The following is a 22062-nucleotide window of genomic DNA, read 5'->3' as shown; positions in this document are numbered from 1 at the left end:
GTTAAAAACTGAGTGCTTCTTGGAAGCTGATGACATTAGTGTGCACCCGCTTCTTGCCGACTCACTGAATCTTTCCTGTGCGTTTCCTGTGGTGCTAAATCTGATCCGCCAGCTTCCTCACATCAGCAATTTGCACAGGTCGAGCGCATTTCACATGACAGATCCGGATCCCGTGTACGTCGGAATCAAGCTCGCGCATCACGTCTTGACGCGTCATACATTCCACATAATCCACGCCGTAGGCGTGAGCCAGGTGCTTAAGAGACTGCGGTTGAGCAGTCGCAAACCATCTCTCGAACGTCGGAGCGTTTTCTGGGCGCCCGTGTTCAAGGGTGGAGAAAATTGACCCGCCACCATCGTCAGCAACAAAGATCAACAAATCGGGGGCGGCCTCGTCCGCTGGGATAGCCAACGCGCCCACATCGTGGAAGAACGTCAGATCCCCCATCAGCGCAACAGTCGGCTCTTCGCGAACAAGTGCCAGACCAATCGCAGAAGCGATCGTGCCATCAATTCCCGCAAGGCCCCGGTGAGAAACAACGGAGCGCCCATGCCCATCAACACCAACCAGGTCAAGTGCACGGATCGAGTGAGATGCTCCCACCATCAGCGGACGCGAATCGTAACTCCACACTAAGTCAGCAAGAACAAGCACTGACATCGGGGATTCATCAAGAATCGTGCGAATCTGCTGGGAGACTCTTCGGCCAGCTTCCTTCCACTGCTCCAGCCACACATCGTCCGTTGAAACCTGGCGTGGCGGAGCAAGCGATGCCACCACTTCACTGGCACACCCTTGAACATCAACCCACTCATCATGCGGGTCGACAACAATCAAGCGAATGTCACTGCGCCCAAGTAACGCAGACACGGGACGCGACAGGGTCGGACGACCGGTAACGATCACCTGTTGAATCTGATCTGCTAGGGGCGAGGCAAGGAGCACCTGCTGGTGAGCAATTCGATTCGGATCGCACGCAAGAACACTGGTCGGTTCAGCAAAAATCGGGATCTTCGCATAATTCGCCCAAGCTTCCCCACTCTGGTCATCACCATCGCCCGCCACGATCACAGTTCGCAGTGACGAATCAACGACGTCATCCCACGTCTGACCGAGACGACGAGGCCGGTAGATCGACGGCGATGACACCTTGGCAAGAGACAAAGGCTCAAGTGTCGCTGAACCTGACTGAGGTGTCAGCGGATCACGGAACGCAACATTGATGTGAACGGGACCTGCAACACCTGACGGTCTACCGCATGCGCGATGCACGGCTCGAGCTACTCGCGAGTCAACGCGCTGATCGGGCTTGGTATCCGCTGGCAAATCAAGGACAGTTGGAGCGTGCGGACCGAAAATGCCGTACTGAATCGTGGTTTGGGATGCTCCAACACCGCGCATTTCATCTGGACGATCCGCACTGAGAACGATCAGAGGCCGGTGAGCATGAGCGGCCTCGGCGACCGACGCATGTAACTCAGCCACTGCCCCGCCCGAAGTCGTCACAATCGCAACCGGCGACAGGTCCTCGACGTCGTGGCAGGTGGGCTCGCTTGCCCATCTCCTGGTCAAGCCGAGTGCGAGGAATCCAGCTGAGCGCTCATCAAGGCGAACATGGGCGCGGACAAGGTCGCCCCGCACTGCTGAGTCAAGAGCGTAAGCAAGGGGCGCGCTACGAGACCCAGGGCAGTACACGATGTCATTGACACCCGCAGCAATCAGCGCACCGACAATGCGCTGGGCAAGAACAATTGACTGGGATTCAGGCATGATGTCCTCCAGCGACAGATTCGAGATGCGCACACATGAGGTCAAGACGGTGAAGCCACCGGTCACGTATTTCAGCGTCAACGGGGCGGGCATCAACCAGACTCTGATCTGGTTCAACGTCACGCACCGGCAAAAACCCGTCAACAGGAAGCAGGCGTTGAGGGACAACGTCACAAGCCAAGAAGTGCGATGTCGCCAATCCGCACGCGCGTATCATTCCTGGCAGAAGCGAAGCGGCCCGCACACCGACGGCCAGGCCAACACTGGATTCCAAGGCGGACGAAACCACTAGGTCCAAGCCGGTTTGCTCACCAATCTGTAGGGCTCGTTCGATTCCACCAAGCGGAGCAATCTTAATGATCGCAACATCCGCGGCCTGAGCGCGCGCAACTGCTTGAGGATCATCCGCCCTGCGAATTGATTCGTCTGCAGCAATGGGCACATCAATTGAACGACGCAAGGTTGCCAAATCTTCGACCCTGGCACACGGCTGTTCTGCGTATTCAAGACCGCCCACTTGCATTGCTGCACGGTCTAGCTGAGGAACGGCTTTTCGCGCGTAGTCCACATCCCATGCGGCATTCACATCGACTCGAATACGACCGCGTTCGGCTCCGACCGTATCAACAAGCGCCTGAGCAACGGCTTCGACTCGAGCAATATCTTCGCTCAGTTCAGTATTGGGATCCGCAACTTTCACCTTCGCCGTAGCGCAACCACCCGAACTGATGACTCTCTGGTAGGCATCGGATGCGCAAACAACCGGAATCGTGACATTCACGGGAACACGATCGTGCAGTGAAGTTCTGCGCGGTCCAGTCGCCACCGAATAGGCGCCAGCCAGCCAGGTTGAGGATTCAACCGGGTCATAATCCCAAAATGGCGACGCTTCTGCCCAGCCGGACGGCCCGTGTAATAGCAGTCCTTCCCTGCTGGTCACGCGCCTAAAACGCACGTTCATCGGCAGATGGTGAAGAAGCAGATCATCGACGCCATCAAGAACGCGACGAACATGGCTCGGCAAAGATGCCATATCAATGCGCGTCAATTCACCATGGGATTCGCTCATACTTCCATTGTGCCCGAATTGGCGTCTCAACAAACTGTGAGGACGCCCAGTTGTGGATTGTCGTTATTCACAGGCGATACCTATGGATAACTGGTTTCCACAAGGAGTCCCAGCCTCGTGCGCTTCACGGAAGGCAAGACGCTAGGCTGGTTGCATGAGCGCACTGCCTTTCATCTCCGATACTTTCGACCCTGCCCGTTGGCGCGAGGTCGAAGGATTCACGCTGACCGACATGACATACCACCGCGGTATTTCGCGTGGTGAAGCCGAAGACGGCCAGCCCAAGGGCGCCGACATGCCCGTCGTTCGAATTGCATTTGACCGCCCCGACATTCGAAACGCCTTCCGCCCCCACACCGTTGATGAGCTCTATCGCTGCCTCGACCACGCACGGATGACGGGCGATGTCGCTGCGGTGATCCTGACGGGCAATGGCCCCAGCTCCAAAGACGGTGGCTATTCCTTCTGTTCGGGCGGAGACCAACGCGTGCGAGGCAACGACGGCTATCGATACGAAGTGGACGGAGCCGACTCTCAAGCCAACACTGTAGTTCGTCGCGAGCAAGTAGATCCCGCTCAGGCTGGACGCCTGCATATTCTTGAAGTTCAGCGTTTGATTCGTACCATGCCGAAAGTTGTCATCGCGGCAGTTCCTGGGTGGGCTGCCGGTGGCGGGCATTCTCTGAACGTGGTCTGTGACCTGTCCGTCGCGTCGAAAGAGCATGCTGCGTTTATGCAGACTGACGCGAATGTGGGGTCCTTTGACGCCGGATACGGGTCAGCTCTACTGGCCCGCCAGGTCGGTGACAAAAGGGCACGCGAGATCTTCTTCCTCGCCGAGCGCTACGACGGCGATACTGCTGAAAAGTGGGGCGTTGTCAACGCGTCGGTTCCCCACGCGCAACTGGAGGAACGCGCGCTCGAGTGGGCTGGCACAATCGCTACCAAGAGTCCACAGGCAGTCCGCATGCTCAAGTTCGCATTCAATTTGGCAGATGATGGAATGGCAGGCCAGCAGGTGTTCGCGGGCGAGGCCACACGCATGGCGTATATGACTGCGGAAGCACAAGAGGGACGCGATGCATTCTTAGAGCATCGTCAGCCCGATTGGAGCGGGCACCCGTACTACTTCTAAACCGAGGAAGCCAGAACGCAGTGAAGACTCAGTGGCATACAACCGCTGAGCCTTCACTATAAAAACGTGTGGACAGACCTTGGTAAAAGCCTGTAGCGGGCCCCAGTAAAAGCCTGGGCATCCTTAGTAGTGGGAAACCACCGTGGTGCCGTAGTCGGACCAGTCGTAGATGAACTTGGCCGCTTCAACTGGCATGTTCACACAACCGTGCGAGCCACCGGGGCCAGACCAACCGAAGGATGAACGCCATGGCGCACCGTGGAACGCGTAGCTACCGGTGAAGTAGGTAACCCACGGGACGTTCGGAGTTTCGTACTTGGAACCGTCAACGTTGTCGCCACGCATTGTCTGCTTCGCGTACTTCAAGTAGACGTGGTAGGTGCCGGTGACAGTCGGGGTCGCGGGGGCACCGGGAACCATGTAGTAGGGGCCGCCAACGACCGTACCACCCTCATATGCAATAACGGTGCTTTCGCTGAGGTTGAGGTCGATCCACTTTTCACCGTCGGCCGCCTGGTAGACCAGGTTTCCTGCGCCTTCAGCGACCTGACGGCTCTCGTAGGTGGGTTGAACCTCGTCATAGGTAAATTCAGCACTGTACGCGGTCAGGGCGTTGACAGATTCAACCAGTGCCTGAGCGATCGCATCGACATTGTTGACATTCTTGCCAGGCTGGCCTTCCTTGAAGACAGTCAGAACCTGACCCGCAGAGTTCACATTGTTCACGCCGTTCACAACGGCGGTGTTTGATGCTTCAGCGGTTGCCTGAACCCACGCGGTGGCCTTTTCAAGATTGACCGAAGGAGCCTTCAGCGAGCCGTCTTCGTTTGTGGTGACTTCAATCCACGATGCTTTTTCTGCCGGTGTTGCGGTCACGGTTTCTGTTCCAGTGTTGATCGAAACGTCAACGGCGACCAGAGCATTTGCTTCAGTGGCTTTCTCGGCAGCGTCTTCAGTTGTCACCTTAGGCTCACGCTGAACCGGAGAAAGAGTAACGGATCCGGAGGTCAGTGTACTCGCCTGCGTCAGCACGCCGTCCTTCACAGTCTTTGTATCGATCAGCGCACCCGCAACAGCTTCGGTGCCTTCGAAAGTTACACCGTCGCCGCCAAGGACAACCGTGCCTTCCTGCGCGACAGTGCCGGTCGATTCAGCTAGTGTGGTCGCGAACTCGGACAGGATCACGTCGTCGGTGACCAGAACCGGAGCCACGTCCTTCTTGACGAACAGAGCCTTCATTTCAGTGAAGAAATTCTTGTTGCCTTCAAACACTTCGTCGACGGTCTTATCAACGTCAACAGTAACGCCAGCATCGGCAAGAGTCGTCTGCGATGTCGCACCGTCAACGTCGAACGTCACGATGGTGTCCTCAACTCGCTGGGCGATGGACTCTTTGACCTGGTCGCGCGTCATCCCCGTAACGGAAACACCAGCGATCTTGACTCCAGGCAGAGCCTTGTGAACGAAATACGCGGCATATGCGCCGGAGGCACCAAGGGCGACAAGAACAGCCACAACGATACCTGCGACCGTCCACTTCATCTTGGAATTCAGCTTGTTCAACATCGGCTCAACCTTATCGGTTGTACATTTTTCAAGCGACTTGAGTCCCACAAGGAGGAGTGGAAAATCTGCCACAATTCCACGACCATTCTTGGCTTAATTGAGCGCTTTTTATACGTGCAACCTAGGCTGTAGGCAGTACAGAACAGACGCATTCTAGGGGGATCCACATTGACAACTCGAACGCTGGTGGTACCTGGAGGAACCTCAATCGGAGCTGTCGCTCTTGCACATGCGGCTCTTCACAAGCTGGTGGAACTTTACGAAGAACGCCAAGCTGACCCGAATCACCCCGCACCTCACACGGTGGTTGTGATGCGTGATCCGAAGGATGTTCCGCCATCAACTCTGCGCGGGGCCTCGGCAACCGTCGAAGAGGCGTTTCCAGCCGAGCGTTTCCCCTCGCTCTATCCGGCGATCACCGAGCCTGATTTCTTTAGCGGTGTCGACCTGGTCATTCCCACGTCCGGTTCGTCCGCAGGCACACCTCATCTTGTGGGCTTGTCGATCGATGCGTTGATCGCGTCCGCGCGTGCAACGCACGAAGCCCTTTCCGGGCCGGGAAAATGGATTCTAGCATTGCCGGCCCACCACATTGCCGGAGCGATGGTTTTGCTTCGCGCGGCCGTTGCCGAAACGAATCCGCAAATCGTTGATACGTCTGCGGGCTTCGATCCGCGAGCGCTTCTTCCTGCGATCGCTGGGGCTACGGCCGAGGACGGAGTTCCTGGTTATCTGTCGTTGGTTCCGACTCAGTTGGCCTCGTGCTTGGCTGACGATCAAGTGATCGAGGCTCTTTCAGGGCTTTCTGCGATTTTGGTTGGTGGCGCGCACACGCGTTCGGATCTGCTGGATGTGGCACGAGGCCGTGGTCTGAATATCGTCACGACGTATGGGATGACGGAAACGTGCGGAGGGTGCATCTATAACGGGGTGCCTCAGCCCGGTGTTGAGGTGCGAACTGTTGAGCATGATTCTCAGGCGCGGATCGCTCTTTCAGGCCCGATGCTGATGACTCGTTATGTGGACGGGGATTCCCCTCTTTTTGTTGAAGGAGGCACAACCTGGATGCTGACGGGCGATATCGGTGTGATCACGAGTGAGTCAACCGTGAAAATTCAGGGGCGCGCGGATGATGTCATTGTTTCCGGTGGTCTTTCTGTTGCTCCTGCCCCGGTCTTAGAAGCTGTTCTATCTTGCGATGAGGTAGCTGACGCATGGGTGACGTCGACTCCTGACGATAAGTGGGGCGAGTTAATCACGACGCTGGTTGTCCCGAAGAATCCTATTTCATCTGCGGACGAAGTCGATCAGTTTGCTCGGCATCTGCGTTCTGACGTGGGCGAGGTCTTGGGGCGCGTGTACGCTCCTCGCCGTGTTGTTGTGACCGGTGTTCTCCCCTACCTGTCGGAGATGAAGATCGATCGCATGGCGGCCACGAAACTGTTGAAGGATGCTGAAGACACGGTCTTTGACTGGCGTCGTTAAGGCGCGCTTCTTGGCTTTTGTGCCTGACATGCAACCGAAGCAGAATGCTGTTTTCATCTTAGACAGCGTATTCTCGTGAAGCACGCTTGCGACAAACGCTCGTGAGCCCGTCACTTTTTCAGACAATGGAAAGCAGGTACTGCCACTCATGGCAACGTTGAACGACTGGATCGAAGGGGCGCGTCTTCGCACTCTGCCTGCTGCTATTGCTCCCGTGATGGTCGGTACCGCGTCAGCAATCCACATGGGTGCCGTTGCGCCAGTGCGCGCCGTTCTTGCTCTTGTCGTTGCCTTGGCGTTGCAGATCGGCGCAAACTATTCGAATGATTATTCGGACGGTATTCGAGGCACCGACGATTTCCGCCTGGGGCCTGCGCGCCTTACGGGTGGAAAGTTGACCGCTCCGAAGAATGTCCTGATTGCCGCGCTCACTTGTTTCGGGATTGCTGGTGTGGCCGGCTTAGCCCTGCTTGCTTTGTCTGGCGCATGGATTCTTCTGATCCCGGGCATTTTGGCCGTGCTTGCCACATGGTTCTACACGGGTGGCCGCACTCCCTACGGCTACATGGGGATCGGCTTGTCCGAGCTGTTCGTTTTCCTTTTCTTCGGTTTGATGGCGTGCGTGGGCACCACGTGGACTCAGATCCCTCAGGCACCGGGCTGGCTTTGGATGCTGGCATCCACGCTGGGTTTCCTGTCAGTCGCACTGCTGATGGCGAATAACATCCGCGATATTCCAACGGATCGCAAATCCGGTAAACGCACTCTTGCTGTTCGCCTGGGTGATACAACGTCGCGCAATATATTCACCGCCTGCTTTACTCTGTCCGTGATGAGCCTTGCAGTATTGCTGTTCACCCTCACCTATTCGTGGCCACTGATTCTTGTTGCCCTCATCATCACCGGATTCATGACTGCTCTCGCAGTTCTCCCGATCGTGCGTGGAGAAACTGGCGCCCGTTTGATTCCTGTTTTGCGCAACACCGGCCTGTACACGCTCGCCTGGGCGATCGAGGTCAGCGCTTTCCTGCTCCTCGCCTGATCCCCTAGCCGCTCAGCTCGGACTTTCAGCCTGAGCCTCGTACACGATGGCGAGATTGAGCACCCCGCGCATTTCGCTCGCATCCGTTGACCGCGAAGCCCTCCCCGCGAAGCCCTCGCTGCGACGCTTCAACGCTCCTTGGATAGACTGGCGCAATGGTACGCATTCTTGGCATCGTCATTTGGGCCGCGGTCACGATTTACGCGATCACGGATTGGCTTCGCACGCCCGAAGATCAAGTGCCGGCGAAGTTGCCAAAGAACATCTGGCTACTGCTGATAATCCTGACGATCCCGTCGTTGTCGATCGGGTCGATCGCGTGGATCGCCTTGCGTTTCGTCGCCAAAGCGGAAGCCGGCGAGGCTCCCATCAGCTTCTCCGTCACCCGCCTCCCCTCGGAGAAACAAACGCCCGCACCCCTTGCTCCCGATGACGATCCGGAGTTTCTTTTCCGGCTCGAGCGCGACATTCAACGCCAACGCAAGAAGGCCAGCAAGGAAAGCGCGAACGCGTCTAACGATTCCGCTCCCGATTCACCATCCGCATTCGAAGAGGGCTCGGGTGCGTCAGATACGTCCGCGAACCATGACGACGAGACCACAAACCGCAACGACCCCCCGGCTTGATCGGGTCGGCGCGATAAAGACTCAGCGTTTGAGGGCCGCTTCGGAATCCCCGGGAGTCATATCGTGTGCGTGAACAAGCAAGTCAGCGCTTGGCTCAACGTAGTCAATATCGACCAGTGTGCCGTCATCGAAAATAAACGTCGTGATCGACGCTAGGGAACAGTGCCTCGACCATGGGGCGTGTGCCAGCATCTGCTTGCGAGCAAAACGCGTGAGCAACGTAATCGGACTCTGGTGCGAAACAACAAGGGCCTCGTGACCATAGGCGCGTTTCAACGCGCCTGACAGTGCGGCACTCATGCGCGACGCAATCTGCGCATACGGTTCGCCCCACGATGGCTCAAATGGATTGCGATAGTACTTCAGCACATTCGGCTTGATCAACACCCTGCGGTCAGCATTCACCGGCTGGCCTTCGAAGATATTTCCAGCTTCGATCAGGCGAAGATCCGAGTGAATAGGAAGCTCGTAGGCGCGAGCAGTCGGGGTCGCGGTCTGCTGCGCACGAAGAAGAGGCGACGCAATGACGGCCGTGATATCCGCGTCGGTTTCTTTCAGATAGTCGGCTCCACGCTGAGCCATCTGATGTCCGAGCTCCGTCAAACCAAAACCGGGAAGACGCCCATAGAGCAGGCCGTCTGGATTATCGACTTCGCCGTGGCGCATCACGTGGATCTTCGTTGTCGTCATGGGGTAAGTCTGACACGAATCATGTGAGTACGCGCAAAACGGGCTCCGACCAAAGCGGGCTCCGACAGATAAAAGCGAAGGCCCGACCGAATCGGCCGGGCCTTGAAGCTCACTTCTTGTTGCGACGCTGGTGACGCGTCTTGCGCAGCAGCTTGCGGTGCTTCTTCTTTGCCATACGCTTGCGGCGCTTCTTGATGACGGAGCCCATGGGGTTCCTCCCTCTTGTTGAAACTAGCTCGCGGCAGAGGTTCCTACCGCCTGACGAATCATGCCCATTACAGGCATAGCGTTGCTATCTTACCCGTTAATGGCACTACTCACCGAAATGGAAGTCTCGGTGTGATCAGCAAGACCCGATTCGATGATCTGGCCAAGAGCTGCTTCCGGCACGCGGAAGCTCTTGCCGACGCGGATCGCAGGCAGGTCGCCAGAATGAATCAAACGGTAGACGGTCATTTTTGAGACGCGCATAATTTCCGCCACTTCAGCGACCGTTAGAAAACGGGGGGCGGAATGCGACACCATGAGAACTCCCAAAAATATCTTCGTGAGGCAGCCAGTGGCGCCGGTCCTTTTGCGCGCGTAGCCTCAGGGTCAATACTAATGCCTAAAGACAGGTTGTGGATAATTCTGGAAGAATGCGTTCAGATATCTTTACTTCGCAGTCGCGCGCCGGCGAAAACCAAGAGTTTCTTTGGTGATAGTGGGGTGGTAGCGTGGCAAGGAATCATGGAATGCCAAGCGATAGGGGGCGAGTGTTGTGTCGATAAGGCGAAAGCATTCCGCATCGTCTGAACGCTCGTCGCACTCCGATGACTTCGCCGCTACCCCTCTTGTGCAATACGCAGACCAGTCCCTGGCGACACACTCAGCGTCCACGCGCCCCTTGGCTCACGAAAAAGAAACCACTCGGATGGATAAGTTCCGTGCGTGGTTTGTTTCTCAGGCCCGCTATTCGCCGGCGCGTCTGGCTCTGGGCATTTTCGCTCTGATCATTGCGGTCATCACGGGGCTTCTCTGCTTACCTTTTGCGTCCGTGTCAACGCGTTCGGCATCGTTCGTTGACATTCTTTTCACCGCGGTTTCTGCCGTGTGTGTGACAGGTTTAACGACCGTTGATACAGCCACCCATTGGACAGTGTTCGGTCAGGTCGTCATTGCAATGGGCATCATGATCGGTGGCTTGGGCGTGATGACCCTGGCGTCGATCCTCGGTTTTGCCGTTTCACGTCACCTGGGTTTGACGCAAAGAATGCTGGCCGCCCAGGAAACAAAGTCCGACGGCCTCGGCCAAATCACGGGGCTGTTGAAGGCTGTTATCGCAACCTCACTTGTGGGCGAGTTGCTTCTTTTCCTGGTTTTCCTGCCACGTTTCCTGACCATGGGTGAAGGCGTTCTTCACTCGCTATGGGAAGCGCTTTTCATGGCGATCTCAGTGTTCAATAACGCGGGATTCGTGATTCTAGTTGGTGGGCTTGCTCCCCACGTTTCCGACTGGTGGATGCTGGCTCCGATTGCTTTAGGTACCTTCACCGGCGCCATTGGTTTCCCCGTCATCCAGGATCTTGCTCACCGTTGGCGCACCCCGCAAAAGTGGGCGCTCCACACGAAGCTGACCCTGTCGGTCTACGTGTCCTTGATCTTCATTGGCGCTGTCCTTTTCGCATTGACGGAGTGGACAAACCCGGAGACGCTGGGAGCCTTGCCTGTTCCCAGTCGTATCTTGAATGCGTTGTTATCCGGTGTGAATACACGTTCCTCGGGATTATCCGCGGTTGACGTTGGGGTGATGCGCCCGCAGACGCACTTCGTTCAAGACATCTTGATGATGATCGGTGGTGGCAGCGCATCGACGGCCGGTGGCGTGAAGGTGACGACTTTCGCCATCTTGGTACTCGCCGTTATCGCCGAGGCTCGAGGTGATCAGGACATCGAAACCTTTGGCCGTCGCATTGCTCCGTCGGTTGTCCGCCTTGCTGTTGCCGTCTCGCTGTTGGGGCTGGCAATGGTGGCCGTTTCCGTTGTTATTTTGCTGAGCCTGACGAACTATTCGCTGGACACGATTCTGTTCGAAACAATTTCTGCCTTCGCAACAGTTGGCTTGTCGACAGGCATTACGGCGACTTTGCCTCCACTAGCGAAGTATGTCTTGATCGCCCTGATGTTTGCCGGCCGAACGGGGTCGATGACGGTCGCTGCAGCTCTGGCTCTTCGTGAGCGTTCTCGCGTGATCCGCATGCCCGAGGAACGCCCAATTATCGGCTAACGTTGTGCATGATCGGCCACCGGGAAAAAGAGGGCCACGAAGGTGCGGCCGGCCTCGTCGCTTGGTGCGAACGGCCACCTCTCTGCCCGCCCACGCCGCGGCCTCCCTGCCCCATACCCATTGGAAACAAAAACAGGGCATAATTGCGCCATGGCATCAGATGACATCAAGGACCTTTCGTCCGGCACCCTGGCTATCGGATTGGGTCGTTTCGGGTCGGCAGTTGCGGTCACACTCGACAAGCTGGGATACGAGATCCTGGCAGTGGAAAAGAACCCCGCTCGCGTTCAGGCGTTCGCCGGCAGGTTCCCACTGGTGGAGGCCGACGCAACGAGTATCGAGGCTCTTGAACAGCTAGGTGCTCGCGATTTCCGCGCTGCCGTGGTTGGCGTCGGCTCGTCCTTGGAAGCGTCCGTGCTCATCACAGCAAACTTGGTTGACATGGGGATGCCGTCGATTTGGGCGAAGGCAACCTCGCGTGAACACGGTCGAATCCTGCGTCGTATTGGCGCTCATCACGTCATCTATCCCGAGTTTGATGCCGGCCAGCGCACGGCTCACCTCGTTGGTGGTCGCATGATCGACTACATCGAGATGGAGAAGGACGGCTTCGCGATTATGAAGTTGCGTCCACCAAAGGAAGTGCACGGTTTTACGTTGGCCGATCTGGATCTACGAGGCCGGTATGGCGTGAATATGCTCGGCTTGCTCAGGCCGGGAATGCCGTTCGAGTACGCCGATGCAACGACCCGCATTAATCCCGAAGACGTCATCATCGTATCGGGCGATGCGCGCCTTCTGGAGTACTTCGCGAACCGTCCATAAAGTCGCATCACTTCAGCGGGTTGCACCACGTCATGTGGAATTGCAATCGGGTTTCTACACGGTGGTCTGTAGCGTTGTTCTATGGCTAAGGAAAAGATCAGCTACCGATGCACCGACTGCGGGTGGACTTCACCCAAATGGGTCGGCCAGTGTCGCGAGTGCCAGGCGTGGGGAACAGTGGAAGAGGCCAGCGCGGGTGGCGCCATCGCTGGTGTTGCCACGCCGGTTGCACCCAGGGTTCTTGCCCGACCTATTGCTGACGTTGATTCTGCTCAAGCCCAGTCTCGTCCAACAGGGGTGGGGGAAGTCGACCGCGTCTTGGGTGGGGGCATTGTTCCCGGTGCGGTGATCCTTCTTGCCGGTGAACCGGGCGTTGGCAAATCAACACTTCTTTTAGACGTTGCCGCACGCGCCGCGCGGGATTCAGGGAAAAAGGGGCCGGTTCTTTACATCACGGGTGAAGAATCATCGTCGCAGGTGAAGGCTCGCGCAGAACGCATTGGAGCGATTCACAATGATCTTCTGCTCGCCGACGACAATTCTCTGCCGACCATTTTGGGGCACGTGGATGCGACTTCTCCTTCGCTTCTGGTGGTTGATTCGGTTCAGACAATTCAGTCTCCACAGGTTGATGGTGGCGCGGGTGGTGTCGCGCAGGTACGCGCTGTTGCCGCTGGGCTGATTCGCTTGGCTAAGGAACGAAACCTGCCGATTCTTCTGGTTGGTCACGTAACAAAAGACGGCGGGATCGCCGGCCCTCGCGTCCTTGAGCACCTTGTGGATGTGGTGTGTCAGTTTGAGGGCGAACGCCATTCACGCCTACGCCTATTGCGGGCAGTCAAGAACCGCTACGGACCAACTGACGAGGTCGGTTGTTTTGAACTGATCGATTCTGGGATCCGCGCTCTGCCGGATCCTTCCGGATTGTTCTTGTCACAGACGTCGCGTGATGTCCCAGGATCGTGCGCGACCGTGTCGCTTGAAGGCCGACGCCCCATGCCGATCGAGATTCAAGCTCTTCTTGCCCCTAGCGCGGGCGGATCTCCCCGGCGCACAACATCGGGCGTCGACCATTCGCGTGTTTCGATGATCTTGGCGGTGGCACAATCGCGATTGGGACTCGATTCGTCTTCCTTAGACGTGTATGCCTCAACCGTTGGTGGAGCCAAGACAACTGAGCCCGCCATTGACCTTGCTACCGCCATTGCGATCATCTCGGCTTTTAAGGGCACTCCCCCACGGGAGTCACTCGTTGCGATGGGTGAAATCGGTTTAACCGGAGAAATCCGAGCATGCACCGGACTTGGGCGTCGCCTCACGGAAGCCGCTCGTCTGGGGTTCACAACGGCGATCATTCCCGCACAGGGAAGCGAAGATTTGCCACCAATCGAGGGAATGACCGTGTTCACCGTCTCTGATCTTTCAACAGCCATTCGTGTTGGTCTCCCGTAAAATTTCAATAGATGCTCGATAAAGGAAGGCCCGAGCGATGACCGACGATTCCGTAACTCTCCGTGAAGCCCTGCAGGCTGTTGCTCCAGGCACAGACCTCCGCGAGGGACTTGAACGCATTAAGCGTTCGCACACAGGGGCGTTGATCGTGCTCGGATACACGCCTGAAATTGAAGCCATGTGTTCGGGCGGCTTCGATCTCGATATTCCTTTCAGCGCCTCGCGTCTTCGCGAACTCTGCAAGATGGACGGCGCTGTCATCTTGGACAAAAACAACTGGCAGATCCGAAAGGCGAACGTCCAGCTACTTCCAGACCCGTCGATTCCGACGGAAGAATCCGGTATGCGCCACCGCACGGCTCAGCGTACCGCCCGCCAAACACACTTGCCTGTCCTGTCACTCTCGGCGTCGATGCGCATGATTTCCATCTACGTTGGACCTCATCACCACTTGGTTGAAGAGCCTGAATCTCTGCTGGCACGCGCAAACCTGGCCGTCGACACATTGGACCGCTACTCGCAGCGTCTTGACGAGGTCCTCCAGACTCTGACCGTTCTTGAGATGCGCGATTCTGCGACCGTTCGTGATGTCGCAACCGTTATGCAGCGCATGGAAATGATCCGCAGGATCACATCCGAAATTAATGGTTATCTTGAAGAACTCGGTTCGGAAGGTCGACTACTTGCGCTGCAGCTTGATGATCTGATCCGAGGCTCCGCATCCGAACGTGCGCTGGTGATGCGCGATTACATTCGCGATCAAGCAAATGTTGCTTCGGTCGAAAAGCATCTGTCGGATATGCCCAGTGAAAAGCTCGTCGACCTGGCAGTAATCGCTAACGTTCTTGGCCTGTCCGTCTTTGAGGTCGCTGACCTCGACCGTGAGATCCAACCTCGTGGTATTCGTTCGCTGTCGTTGGTTCCGCATCTTCCGTGGAGCGTCATCAAAGAACTGACCACCCACTGGGATTCATTCGCATCTCTACGTGGAGCTTCCGTGGACGAACTCCAGAGCATCGAAGGAATCGGCCCCTACCGCGCACGCTTGATTCGCGACAGTTTGGAACACCAAGCCCAGGTTGCCGCAAACGGAATTGTCGGCTGGTAATTCTTCGAATTGAGCACTACTCCAAACTGCATAAGCCCTCTGGCGAAGTAACTGTTGAACCGACAGACTTTTCACCTTCAGTTCATTCTGCGAGGTTTTCTCAGGCTCGACGATCCTGCTGAGCCCTACGCAGCAGGATCCGGTTCGGGGGCAATCACAACAAACGCACTCTTATCCGTTACCGAGCGAGCTCCCACATACAGCTGAGCGTTATAGGTTCCCGCAGCGGCAACCGGTGCCGAACTGGTTTCTTCCCCCTCAGCAAGCTCAACGCATCCGCCTAAGTGATGACGCCCATCCCACGTGATACTGGTAGCCCATTCAAGGTCAGGGGCCAATACCAGCTTCGTCGCCGTCTCATCGAACGCAGAACACTGCGCTGAATCATAAATCAGCTGGTCACCACTGGTGATCTTGAGTGAAACCTGCCCGAAGGTTGTCCAGCAGGAAATATTTCCCTCATTTTTCACGATAACACTGACTTCCTCGCCAGCGCCCTCGTTCGTATCCGTCGTCGATGCCTGATACTTAATCGCGGCCGAAGTACAGCGAGGGATCGTCACCGAATCATCGGCAGCAATAATCCCATCCTTGGTGACCTTATCGGTTGAGCGAAGACGAATCTCACCATCACCAGATTGCACCGTCTCTTCGGTGTATACCGAAATCGACTGAGGTCCTTCCACCTGCTTCTTCGTTGCATCCGTTGCCATCATGACGAGCGAATAGATGCCCCACCCAAGCAGAGCAATAATCAGAAGAAGACCCGTGCCCGTGATGATACGTCGCGGCCAGAGATTCACTTTTTTCACGCGCTTCTTCGCAGGCTGAGGCCGAGGTGCTGTGGAAGATGAGCCCATCGCCGAATTCCTCCTTATGAAGTAAAAGCAGGCAAAAACGTGTGGTTCGTCGAATCAGGCGGGGCTGACATTCGGGCTGTGATGCTCCGGATCATCGTCAGCATCGATGACGCACCAGCGTTCAACGATAACCGCACACACGCACCAAATGATTCCCGCAACGGCGCTCAACCCAGAAATCACAGCATTGGCAACCATTGCTGGAGCCCCAATACGTGCCATCGAAATGAGCATGAGAGCGATAAGCGTACCCGTGACGATTGATGAAACATACGCGCTGGCGCGGGCTGCCACGGCGATACGCAACGCATTGAGCGCGTTCACCCAGGTTTTACGGTGAGCAAGATAGCGCTTCACATGAATACCCGACCAGATCAGCATGAGCGCAAGGAAAAGTTCAAGCACCATGATCATCGGAGTGACTTCAAGTGGAGTGCCACCCATGATGACAACACCCATTCCGATCACGCCCACCAAGAGCAACGCAATGATTGCGTACCCAATCAGACGAGGTAACGAAACGGGTTTCATTCACTCACCCTGATCTTTAGTCAGTGGAATGTGTCCAGTTGAAGAGGGACGAACCACAAGCTTGCGGATGATCGATGTCTTCGTTACTTCAGAGTCATCGATCGGACCGCGAAGCGCATCTGCCGGTAGCTGAGGATCAACGATTGAACGTCGCTGAACGGCCCCAGATGACGAAAGAGCATCGACGGGGCTTGGTTCGTCAACAATACGTACCTCACGATGAGCGAAATCCCAACTCGGAAGAGCACGTGACGTCGGCCGAACCTCACCCTTGCGAGCGTTTTCAGGCACACGATCTTCGGTCGGGTTCAGTTCTTGGGCTTCGTCACGCGGGAACAGTGGGAACCACTTCAGTGAGCGTCCAAACCCCTGCAGACGATGGGAAGACGTCGACTTGGAAACAGGTTCTGACTCCCGGCCAGCCTCTTCACCCGCTGATGTTTCTTCGTCGTCATGAACGTCTGCATCAGCATCCGCAACAGATTCTTCCTGCGCATCCACGTTAGGAGGAATAGAAGCCTCGTCGCTCATCTCGACGGGCGATTCCGATTCTGTTTCGTTCCCTTCGACCAAGTTGTCCTGATCAAGCATCACCGGATTATCAACGTCCAGCTCAGGCACCTCGACGATATCGCCAGATTCTTCCTGGTACTGAGTGTCAGCTTCGTCCTGCTCAGCAACGGTTTCTAAGGCCTCGTCGGCCCGGCTCAGCGACCACTTGGCCCACAACGCGTTCCAGAGTTTGTCATCTGCTCCCTTATCCGGTTGCAGATTCACGCGAGAGATAGCCGGCATACGGTCAAGACGAGTCTCTTCACCTTCAAGAGTCGGAGGAGCAGCTAACGCGACCGACAGATCCGACAGATCCAAGTCATACAAGCTCGGAACACGTGGCGTCTGAGACTCAGCATCAACGCCAACAGCAGAGTCCTGCCGAAGCTCAGACTCCGATTCAGGCATCGCGTCAGCCGAACGTGTCTCTTCGAAGTCCACAATCGAAGAGACACGAGCAGACGAAGTAGCATTCAGACACTCATCCGACTCAGCGATCACGGACGCTGGGTCCATCAGCCAATCTTCAACCGCGTCAATGATGCCATCTTTGTCCGAGGCATCGTTGAAAAGCTTTTCAACTTCCACCCCATCAAGCTGGGCCGAAGAATCAGCCATCAGCCAAGGAGCGAGAACAAAAGCACGAGAATGCGCGCGAATATGCGGAAGAACAAGCACGCCATCGTCGTATGAAATACCCGCGTAATCGACAATGTCAATGTCCAGCGTGCGCGCACCCCAGTGCTCGCTACGTTCGCGCCCAGCTGCGTCCTCAAGTTCGTGGGCAACGTCGAGGACCTCGCGCGGGGTCAAATCTGTATCAACCAGTACGACAGCATTCCAGTAGTCACTCTGCGGCTCCTGGTTCTCGTTCAAAACAGGAAGTGTGCGTAGGATCGGCGATACGTTCACAACGTCGAAACGCGCATCATCAATCAACGCTTCGATTGCCGAAGCGAAGGTTGACGGCACGTCACCAATATTTCCGCCCAATGCCAAGACCACTCGGACGGGCGATGCCGGACAATCCTCACCCTGATCGGCTACCTCGTCTACCTCGGAATCAAGGGCAAGGACAGGAACCAAAGCCGAAGGTCGCGGCGAAGAAGAATCCGTGTCCACGACAGACGCCGATTCGCTCAGGTTCGCGAGCCGATCATCATCGGCCATATCACCGCCAGTAGCGACTGAGCCGGGGTGGCCGGCCTCGTCGATAAAGGAACGATCCCGGGCAGAATCTGACACGCCAGCTGACGCGGACACATCAGGAGACGAAGATGCAGATGACGGCACAGCAAGCGGAACCTGCCCGCGACGAACCGTCACCGACACATCCACAAATGGCTGTTCAAGCGGGGCCTGGGGCTTGTGAACCGTCACTTCAACGCCGAGGACGTGAGCCAAGCGCAAAAGACGCCTCGCAATCGCATTGCCGAGGGTCTCGATCAGCTTCACGGAGGGACCTGAAACAATCGACGTGATTTCATCCGCGACCAGCGCATACGACACAGTGTCGGCGATATCATCTGACGATGAGGAAGCGGACGTATCCACCCACAGGGCACAGTCGACGATAAACGGCTGGGGCGCGTCATGCTCGAAGTCAAATACACCGTGAGCAGCCTCAACGTACAGACCACGCAAAGTGATGACGTCAAGCGGCGAGCTCATCGCGTTTCCTCATTTCCTTCACGCATCATGGCAACATTCAAGCCAACGTTGTGAACGCGAACCGCCCACACACTGTTACGCATGCACGTCACACTGATCCGACCAGTTTCTTCGTCCATGTCCCGCCCAGTCGCTTTGATGAAACGCTTACGGGACGCGCCGATAAGAATAGGGTAGCCCAGTGCGGTCAGTTCCCCTAGAGAACGCACAATCTGCCAGCATTGTTCGTTCGTCAGCGAGAATCCGAGACCGGGATCAATGACAATCGCATCGCCACTCACGCCGGCATCCAGAGCCAGATCAACCTGGTGCATCAGACGCTCCGACAGTGTTGCCATCAAGTCGGAGCCGTAGTCGAAGTGTTCACCAGGCATTCCGGGAAGCGCACGATAGTGCTGAAGAATGAAACCTGCCTTCGTATCCGCAACAACCGAGAGCATCTGCGGATCCCAGCCACCACCGGACACATCGTTAATGATCAGCGCCCCAGCTTCCATGGCACGCACCGCGCTCACAGCGTGCAACGTATCAACCGAGCAAACGATCCCATCTTCAGCCAGCGATGAAACGACGGGACCAATGCGTTTCCACTCTTCGTCCGTATCGATCCGCGTTGACCCGGGAGCGGTGGACTCGCCACCAATGTCGACCAGCGTAGCCCCTTCGGCGATCATCTGGTGCGCATGTTCGATCGCGGCATCCACGTGCGCCCATTTCCCGCCGTCTGAAAAAGAGTCGGGAGTGACGTTGAGGATGCCCATGACCAGCGTGTTTTCGCCCCCAAGCGTACGGCCATCAGGCAGAAGCGGACCGCGGAGATTCACGAACGATCACCTCCAAGGACGAGAGCCATCATCTCAGCGCGTGTCGTTCCGTCATTCATGATTCCGCGCAGTGCACTGGTAACAGTGGAAGACCCGGGCTTCGTGATGCCACGCATGGACATGCACATATGCTCTGCTTCCATAACGACGATGACTCCCTGGGGGCAAAGGACCTCGTCGATGGCGTCCGCGATCTGCGCGGTCAGGCGTTCTTGAACCTGAGGGCGACGCGCGTAGCCTTCGACGACACGTGCGAGCTTCGACAGGCCAGTGACCTTGCCACCGCACGGAATATAACCGACGTGTGCACGACCGTAGAAGGGGAGCAGGTGGTGTTCGCAGATAGAGTGGAAGGTGATGTCGCGGACTAGGACAAGTTCGTCCGTTCCCGCCTCAAACTGAGTACGCAGGTAGTCGCGCGGATCTTCTTCCAAGCCAGAGAGCATTTCACGCCATGCGCGCGCCATCCGTTCAGGAGTACCTGCCATACCTTCGCGCGTCGGGTCCTCGCCGATCGCAATCAGCAGGTCGCGCGACGCTTTTTCCACGCCGGCCGCGTCGTACGCCATCAGTTCTCCCCTGCTTGGCTTTCGTTCGTGGACGAGGCCGGGGCCTCTTCAACACGGTCAGCTTGCTGGGCCGGCGCAGTGGGAGTCTGAGCCGAGGGAATACCCACGGGGTTACCCAAGCGAGCACCTTCAATAGCGGCATCCGCGCCGTAGTTCCAAACGGGGCGCTCATCCTGCTTAACGACATCCTTGAAGATTTCAGCAAGCTGAGCTTCATCCAGGGTCTCTTCGTCCAGTAGGCGCTGGGCAAGGGTGTCCAAGACATCGCGGTTCTTGGTCAGAATCTCCCATGCTTCGCGCATAGCGCCATCCAAGAGTAGGCGAACTTCATCGTCGATGATGCCAGCCATCTCGTTAGAGTAGGGGCGAGCTTCAGAGCCACCGCCGTGACCGAAAGCTTCGGTGTCGGTGGTGCCAAGCTTGACCAAACCCACGCGCTCAGACATACCGTAATCAGTGATCATGGCGCGTGCGGTCTTGGTGGCCTGCTGGATGTCGTTTGCCGGGCCCGTCGACGGATCGCGGAAGATGAGTTCTTCGGCTACGCGACCACCCATTGCGTACACCAGTTCATCGAGGAGCTGGTTGCGCGTGTGGTTGAAGCGGTCTTCGGTCGGCATGACCATGGTGTAGCCGAGCGCGCGACCACGCGGCAGGATCGTCACTTTCGTGACTGGGTCGGTATAGCGCAACGCTGCGGCGCAGAGTGCGTGACCACCCTCGTGGTAGGCGGTAACAGCCTTGTCATGGTCATTCATCACGCGGGTGCGCTTCTGCGGGCCGGCAATCACGCGATCGATTGCTTCGTCAATCGCACGATTGTCGATCAGGTCCGCGTTCGAGCGCGCTGTCAGCAGGGCTGCTTCGTTCAGAACGTTGGCCAAGTCAGCGCCGGTGAAACCAGGGGTGCGCTTCGCGATCTGGCGCAGATCAACGTCGTTGGTCATGGGCTTGCCACCAGCGTGGACCTTCAGGATGGCTTCGCGGCCCTTCAAGTCGGGAGCTTCAACAGCGATCTGACGGTCAAAACGACCCGGGCGAAGAAGAGCCGGATCCAGAATGTCAGGGCGGTTCGTTGCAGCGATCATGATGATGTTCGCACGCTCGTCGAAGCCGTCCATTTCAACCAGCAACTGGTTCAGAGTCTGTTCACGTTCGTCGTTGCCACCGCCAATGCCGGAGCCACGGTGGCGACCAACTGCGTCGATTTCGTCGACGAAGATGATCGCGGGAGCCGCCTTCTTGGCGCGCTCGAACAGGTCGCGAACACGAGATGCACCGACGCCGACGTAGAGTTCCATGAACTCCGAACCGGAGATTGAGAAGAACGGGGCGTGCGCTTCACCTGCGACCGCCTTGGCCAGCAGGGTCTTGCCGGTTCCGGGAGGACCGTAGAGCAGAACACCACGCGGGATGCGTGCACCAACCTTGTGGAACTTGTCAGGCGAAGCCAAGAATTCGCGGATTTCTTCGAGTTCTTCGACGGCCTCGTCTTCTCCGGCAACGTCAGCAAAAGAGATGTCGGGGCGTTCCTGGTTAAATTCCTTTGCCTTGGATTGGGCGAATCCGCCCATCATCCGCGAGCCGGACAATCTGGACATCAAGAACCAGAAGGCGAGCATCAGGATCAGGATGGGGATGACCATCTGTAGGACGGCAGAAATGGCTGACCCCTGGGGACGAATGGCGTTCCATCCCTTTACGGGGGCCTTTTCAGTGACCGTGGTAAGAATCTCTTCGGTCTGGGTGTACGAGTACGTGAAGTAGACGTTCTTACCCAGATTGCGAGTCCTATCCCCCAGGCCGGTGGCCTCGTGTGTGTAGTCCTGCGTCAGCGTCAGGTTGACCTGCTGGGTGCCCTCGTTCAGGACAACGCGTGACACGGTTTCACCCTTGAGGATTTCGAGGCCCTCGGACGTGTCAACTGCGCGCGGTTGGAAGTACTGCCAGAGGAACCATCCACCGATCATGAAAATCATGAAAGGGACGATGATTCCAGTCCAGCGAACTCGCTTCTTCT

General features: G+C 57.0%; 20 protein-coding genes. 8 read left to right on the top strand and 12 right to left on the bottom strand.

From position 1 onward, the window contains the following. Positions 1–94: 94 nt before the first annotated feature. Together menD and QP503_RS02760 are read right to left on the bottom strand one after the other, a co-directional pair. Positions 95–1864 (bottom strand): 2-succinyl-5-enolpyruvyl-6-hydroxy-3-cyclohexene-1-carboxylic-acid synthase, encoded by a 1770-nt coding sequence (menD, locus tag QP503_RS02765; RefSeq protein ID WP_285084416.1) that lies wholly within the window; start codon positions 1862–1864, stop codon positions 95–97. Next, positions 1764–2840, bottom strand: a complete 1077-nt coding sequence (locus QP503_RS02760) for an o-succinylbenzoate synthase (protein ID WP_006680791.1) — start codon at positions 2838–2840, stop codon at positions 1764–1766. Before QP503_RS02760 ends, menD begins: the two co-directional genes overlap by 101 nt. A gap of 154 nt (positions 2841–2994) precedes the next feature. Between QP503_RS02760 and QP503_RS02755 the strand changes: the two genes are divergently transcribed. Then, a complete protein-coding gene (locus tag QP503_RS02755; RefSeq protein ID WP_103632671.1) occupies positions 2995–3975 on the top strand; it encodes a 1,4-dihydroxy-2-naphthoyl-CoA synthase in 981 nt (326 codons plus the stop codon). Between the two features lie 123 nt (positions 3976–4098). Here QP503_RS02755 and QP503_RS02750 read toward each other — a convergent pair whose 3' ends face one another. After that, entirely contained in the window at positions 4099–5613 is a 1515-nt protein-coding gene (locus QP503_RS02750) for a L,D-transpeptidase family protein (protein WP_285069510.1), read from the bottom strand. A 96-nt stretch (positions 5614–5709) separates the two neighbouring features. Here QP503_RS02750 and QP503_RS02745 point away from each other — a divergent pair, with 96 nt between their 5' ends. From QP503_RS02745 to QP503_RS02735, 3 genes are all read left to right on the top strand, one after another. Continuing rightward, on the top strand, positions 5710–7026 hold the full coding sequence (locus QP503_RS02745; protein ID WP_006680788.1) for an AMP-binding protein: 1317 nt from the start codon (positions 5710–5712) through the stop codon (positions 7024–7026). Between the two features lie 148 nt (positions 7027–7174). Further along, positions 7175–8068: a 1,4-dihydroxy-2-naphthoate polyprenyltransferase gene (locus QP503_RS02740; RefSeq protein ID WP_006680787.1), complete on the top strand. Its 894-nt coding sequence runs from the start codon at positions 7175–7177 to the stop codon at positions 8066–8068. Positions 8069–8223: 155 nt separating this feature from the next. Next, positions 8224–8694: a hypothetical protein gene (locus QP503_RS02735; RefSeq protein ID WP_103632670.1), complete on the top strand. Its 471-nt coding sequence runs from the start codon at positions 8224–8226 to the stop codon at positions 8692–8694. A 21-nt stretch (positions 8695–8715) separates the two neighbouring features. Here QP503_RS02735 and QP503_RS02730 read toward each other — a convergent pair whose 3' ends face one another. The 3 genes from QP503_RS02730 to QP503_RS02720 form a co-directional block, all read right to left on the bottom strand. Further along, positions 8716–9384: a histidine phosphatase family protein gene (locus QP503_RS02730; RefSeq protein WP_103632669.1), complete on the bottom strand. Its 669-nt coding sequence runs from the start codon at positions 9382–9384 to the stop codon at positions 8716–8718. 109 nt (positions 9385–9493) lie between these two features. Further along, entirely contained in the window at positions 9494–9592 is a 99-nt protein-coding gene (locus tag QP503_RS02725) for a 30S ribosomal protein bS22 (RefSeq protein WP_003792170.1), read from the bottom strand. 89 nt (positions 9593–9681) lie between these two features. Beyond that, positions 9682–9909 (bottom strand): helix-turn-helix domain-containing protein, encoded by a 228-nt coding sequence (locus QP503_RS02720; protein WP_006680784.1) that lies wholly within the window; start codon positions 9907–9909, stop codon positions 9682–9684. Positions 9910–10297: 388 nt separating this feature from the next. On the opposite strand from QP503_RS02720, the gene QP503_RS02715 reads away from it, so the two are divergent. The 4 genes from QP503_RS02715 to disA all read left to right on the top strand — a co-directional run bounded on the left by QP503_RS02715 (position 10298) and on the right by disA (position 15035). Continuing rightward, positions 10298–11650: a TrkH family potassium uptake protein gene (locus QP503_RS02715; protein WP_131367607.1), complete on the top strand. Its 1353-nt coding sequence runs from the start codon at positions 10298–10300 to the stop codon at positions 11648–11650. A 150-nt stretch (positions 11651–11800) separates the two neighbouring features. Continuing rightward, on the top strand, positions 11801–12475 hold the full coding sequence (locus QP503_RS02710) for a potassium channel family protein (RefSeq protein ID WP_040318363.1): 675 nt from the start codon (positions 11801–11803) through the stop codon (positions 12473–12475). Between the two features lie 81 nt (positions 12476–12556). Continuing rightward, entirely contained in the window at positions 12557–13927 is a 1371-nt protein-coding gene (radA, locus tag QP503_RS02705) for a DNA repair protein RadA (protein WP_006680781.1), read from the top strand. 37 nt (positions 13928–13964) lie between these two features. Then, the gene (disA, locus tag QP503_RS02700) at positions 13965–15035 is read left to right on the top strand and encodes a DNA integrity scanning diadenylate cyclase DisA (protein WP_006680780.1); all 1071 of its coding nucleotides are present in this window, start codon (positions 13965–13967) and stop codon (positions 15033–15035) included. Between the two features lie 125 nt (positions 15036–15160). On the opposite strand, the gene QP503_RS02695 is transcribed toward disA, so the two are convergent. Genes QP503_RS02695 through ftsH form a run of 6 tightly spaced genes read right to left on the bottom strand, consistent with a single transcriptional unit; the run spans position 15161 to position 22021 of the window. Further along, positions 15161–15895, bottom strand: a complete 735-nt coding sequence (locus QP503_RS02695; protein WP_006680779.1) for a hypothetical protein — start codon at positions 15893–15895, stop codon at positions 15161–15163. Between the two features lie 54 nt (positions 15896–15949). Beyond that, entirely contained in the window at positions 15950–16426 is a 477-nt protein-coding gene (locus tag QP503_RS02690) for a DUF3180 domain-containing protein (protein WP_006680778.1), read from the bottom strand. Continuing rightward, a complete protein-coding gene (folK, locus tag QP503_RS02685) occupies positions 16427–18649 on the bottom strand; it encodes a 2-amino-4-hydroxy-6-hydroxymethyldihydropteridine diphosphokinase (protein WP_285101192.1) in 2223 nt (740 codons plus the stop codon). Then, on the bottom strand, positions 18646–19473 hold the full coding sequence (gene folP / locus QP503_RS02680; protein WP_006680776.1) for a dihydropteroate synthase: 828 nt from the start codon (positions 19471–19473) through the stop codon (positions 18646–18648). The genes folK and folP overlap by 4 nt, the downstream gene beginning before the upstream one ends. Continuing rightward, positions 19470–20042, bottom strand: coding sequence for a GTP cyclohydrolase I FolE (folE, locus tag QP503_RS02675; RefSeq protein WP_006680775.1), 573 nt, complete (start codon positions 20040–20042; stop codon positions 19470–19472). Before folE ends, folP begins: the two co-directional genes overlap by 4 nt. Then, positions 20042–22021, bottom strand: a complete 1980-nt coding sequence (gene ftsH, locus QP503_RS02670; protein ID WP_103632698.1) for an ATP-dependent zinc metalloprotease FtsH — start codon at positions 22019–22021, stop codon at positions 20042–20044. The genes folE and ftsH overlap by 1 nt, the downstream gene beginning before the upstream one ends. Positions 22022–22062 lie beyond the last annotated feature (41 nt).

This window comes from Pauljensenia sp. UMB0895 (genome assembly GCF_030218905.1).
GTDB lineage: Bacteria > Actinomycetota > Actinomycetes > Actinomycetales > Actinomycetaceae > Pauljensenia > Pauljensenia turicensis_A.
This window is presented reverse-complemented; position numbering and strand designations above follow the sequence as displayed.